The sequence below is a fragment of the Nocardiopsis sp. NPDC055879 genome (assembly GCF_053615935.1).
The window spans coordinates 1-3051 of the sequence record NZ_JBSHCT010000068.1 but is presented as its reverse complement, the minus strand read 5'-3'; the positions used below and the strand labels follow the sequence as shown (position 1 = coordinate 3051).

Below are 3051 nucleotides of genomic sequence, written 5' to 3'. Positions count from 1 at the left end.
GTGGTGTTGTCGGTTGATGAGTTGGTGTTGCGGCCGGCTGGTGGGTTGGTGTCGGGTGGTGGGCCGTTGTACGGCTTGTCCTGGACACCGACCGAACCGACCACGACCGAAACCTCCGACGGCCCGGACGGCGCGACCGTGCGCTTGGACCCCGGAGCCGGAGCGGACGCACTGGGTACGTTGTCCGACCCGATCCCATCGACGGTGGTGGTCCCCCTCCGGACCTGGGAGGGCGATCTCACGGAGGCCCCGGCCGCTGCCAGGGCCGCCACCGCGAGCGCACTCGAACTCCTTCGGACCTGGATCGCGGACGAGAGGTACGCCGACTCCCGACTCGTCTTCGCCGTCACGGTCCCGACCATCGAAGCGGTCGATGACGACATCGTCACCGCGGCCGTGAGAGGTCTGGTCCGTGCGGCCCAGAACGAACACCCGGGCCGTTTCGGATTGGTCTTCACCGACGATCCGACGACGATGTCTCCCGCCCTCGACCTGTTGGACCGGGAGACCGAACTCCTGATGTGGGAGGGAGAACCGCGGGCCCGCAGAATCACGCGGTCGGTCGAGAGCGACTCGTCCGAGACACCGGCGCTCGACGGCACGGTCCTGGTCACCGGGGCCACGGGGACACTGGGCGGCCTGGTCGCGCGACACCTGGTCGAACGACATGGCGTACGCGGACTGGTCCTCGCGGGACGAAGGGGTGCCGAAGCCCCCGGCATGGCCGAGCTCGCCGACGAGCTCGGGGCCCAGGGAGTGGAGGTACGCGTCGTCTCCTGCGACGTGACGGACGCCCACTCGGTGGCGGCGGCACTCGAAGGGGTTCCCGCGGAACTCCCGCTCAAGGCGGTGGTCCACGCGGCGGGCCTGCTGGACGACGGTGTCGTCTCCGGGCTCGACCCCGATCGGATCGCGCACGTCCTCGCACCCAAGCTCGATGGCGCGGTGACCCTGTGGCACCAGGTCAAGGACCTCAAGCCGTCGGCCTTCGTGCTCTTCTCCTCGGTGTCGGGGACCCTCGGCGGGGCCGGGCAGGGAGCCTACTCGGCGGCCAACTCCGCGTTGGACGCGTTGGCCTCGCGACTGCGGAGCGAGGGTGCTCCGGCGACCTCGGTGGCCTGGGGTGTCTGGGGCGAGGACAGTGAGATGACCGCCAAGCTGAGTGACGCGGACCGCAAGAGGGTCTCGCGGTCCGGTATCGAGGTTCTGCGGACCGATGAGGCCCTGGAGCTCTTCGACTCGTCTCTGGCCTCGGGTGCGGCGTTCGTGGCGGCGGCCAAGTTCGCCTCCCGTCAGCTACGGGACGCCGAATCGGACGGCTTCCTTCTGCCGATCCTCCGCGACCTCGTCCCACGTTCGAGTAGGGCGCTTCCGGTCGCGACCGCCGCTGACGAGGAACCCGGTTCGGGTACGGCCTCTCTGCCGGAGCGACTGGCGGCGATGGCGGACGAGCAGCGTCGGGAACTGTTGCGGGGCCTGGTCGGGCAGACCGCGGCGACGGTGCTGGGCTATTCCGGTGCCGATGCGGTCGACCCGGATCGAGGGCTCCTCGACATCGGGTTCGACTCGCTCACGGCGGTCGAGCTCCGTAATCGCCTGGGGAAGGCGACCGGGCTTCGACTCCCCGTGACCCTGCTCTTCGACTACCCCACCGTTCTGGGGATCGCGGACCACCTGTACGAGGAACTCATGCCGGATCCTGACGCGGCCCTGCGTGACCGTCTCGACTCCCTGGAACGCCAGATCCGGGAGATCGCCGAGGACGAGTCCGCACGAGAGCGATTGCGGACCCGGTTGCGAGCCGTTCTCGACGTGGAGCCCCAGGGCGACGAGGAGTCGGGCGTGGTCTCTCGGATCGAGTCCGCGAGTGATGACGAGATGTTCGCCTTTATCGACCAGGAACTCGGTGCCGAAGATGAGTGAAGAGAAACTTCGTAGCTACCTCAAGAAGGTCGCGGCCGACCTCCACCGCACTCGCGAACAGCTCAAGAAGGAGCGGGAGGAGCGGAACGAACCCATGGCCATCGTCGGTATGGCCTGTCGCTTCCCCGGCGGGGTCACCACACCCGCAGAACTGTGGGATCTGGTGGACGAGGGGCGAGACGCCATCGCCCCCTTCCCGGAGGACCGTGGGTGGGACGTCGAGTCCCTCTACGACCCCGAGGGAGCGACCCCCGGCAGCTCTTATTGCCGCGAGGGCGGGTTCATCGACACCGCGTACGAGTTCGAACCCGGGTTCTTCGGTATCTCCCCCCGGGAGGCCATGGCCATGGACCCTCAGCAGCGGTTGCTGCTGGAGACCTCCTGGGAGGCGCTGGAGGACGCCGGGTTGAACGCGCATGAGATGCGTGGGAGCGACACCGGGGTCTTCGCGGGGGTGATGTACCAGGACTACACCAGACGGGAACTGGACATCCCCGAGGACCTGGAGGGCTATACCGGCGCCGGTGGGTCGGGGAGTATCGCCTCCGGTCGGGTGTCCTACGTCTTCGGTTTCGAGGGGCCGGCGATCACCGTGGACACGGCGTGTTCGTCGTCGTTGGTCGCGCTGCACCTGGCCACGCAGGCGTTGCGCGAGGGCGAGTGCTCGATGGCGCTGGTGTCGGGATCGATGGTGATGTCGACACCGGTCGCCTTCACCGACTTCAGCCGCCAGGGCGGGCTCGCGCGCGATGGGCGTTGCAAGGCGTTCTCCACCGAGGCCGACGGCACCGGCTGGGGTGAGGGTGTGGGCACTCTCGTGGTCGAACCGCTGTCTCGTGCGCGTGAGCGGGGGCATCGTGTGCTGGGTCTGGTGCGTGGCAGCGCGGTCAACCAGGATGGCGCGTCCAGTGGGTTGACCGCTCCGAACGGTCCCTCGCAGCAGCGTGTGGTGCGGGCGGCTCTGCGTGACGCGGGTCTTTCGGCGGATGACGTGGACATGGTCGAGGCGCATGGGACGGGGACCGCTCTTGGGGATCCGATCGAGGCCGAGGCGTTGCTGAAGGTCTATGGGCGTGAGCGTGAGCGGCCGTTGTGGTTGGGATCGCTCAAGTCCAACATCGGTCACAC

General features: G+C 68.3%; 2 protein-coding genes. Both read left to right on the top strand.

Annotated features, from left to right (window positions below):
- The coding region (locus ACWGKS_RS29710) for a type I polyketide synthase (RefSeq protein WP_358516330.1) at window positions 1-1923 on the top strand (1923 nt) is incomplete at its 5' end.
- Window positions 1916-3051, top strand: a 1136-nt coding sequence (locus ACWGKS_RS29705; RefSeq protein ID WP_452525038.1) for a beta-ketoacyl synthase N-terminal-like domain-containing protein, incomplete at its 3' end; no start/stop codon positions are given. The genes ACWGKS_RS29710 and ACWGKS_RS29705, both read left to right, overlap by 8 nt.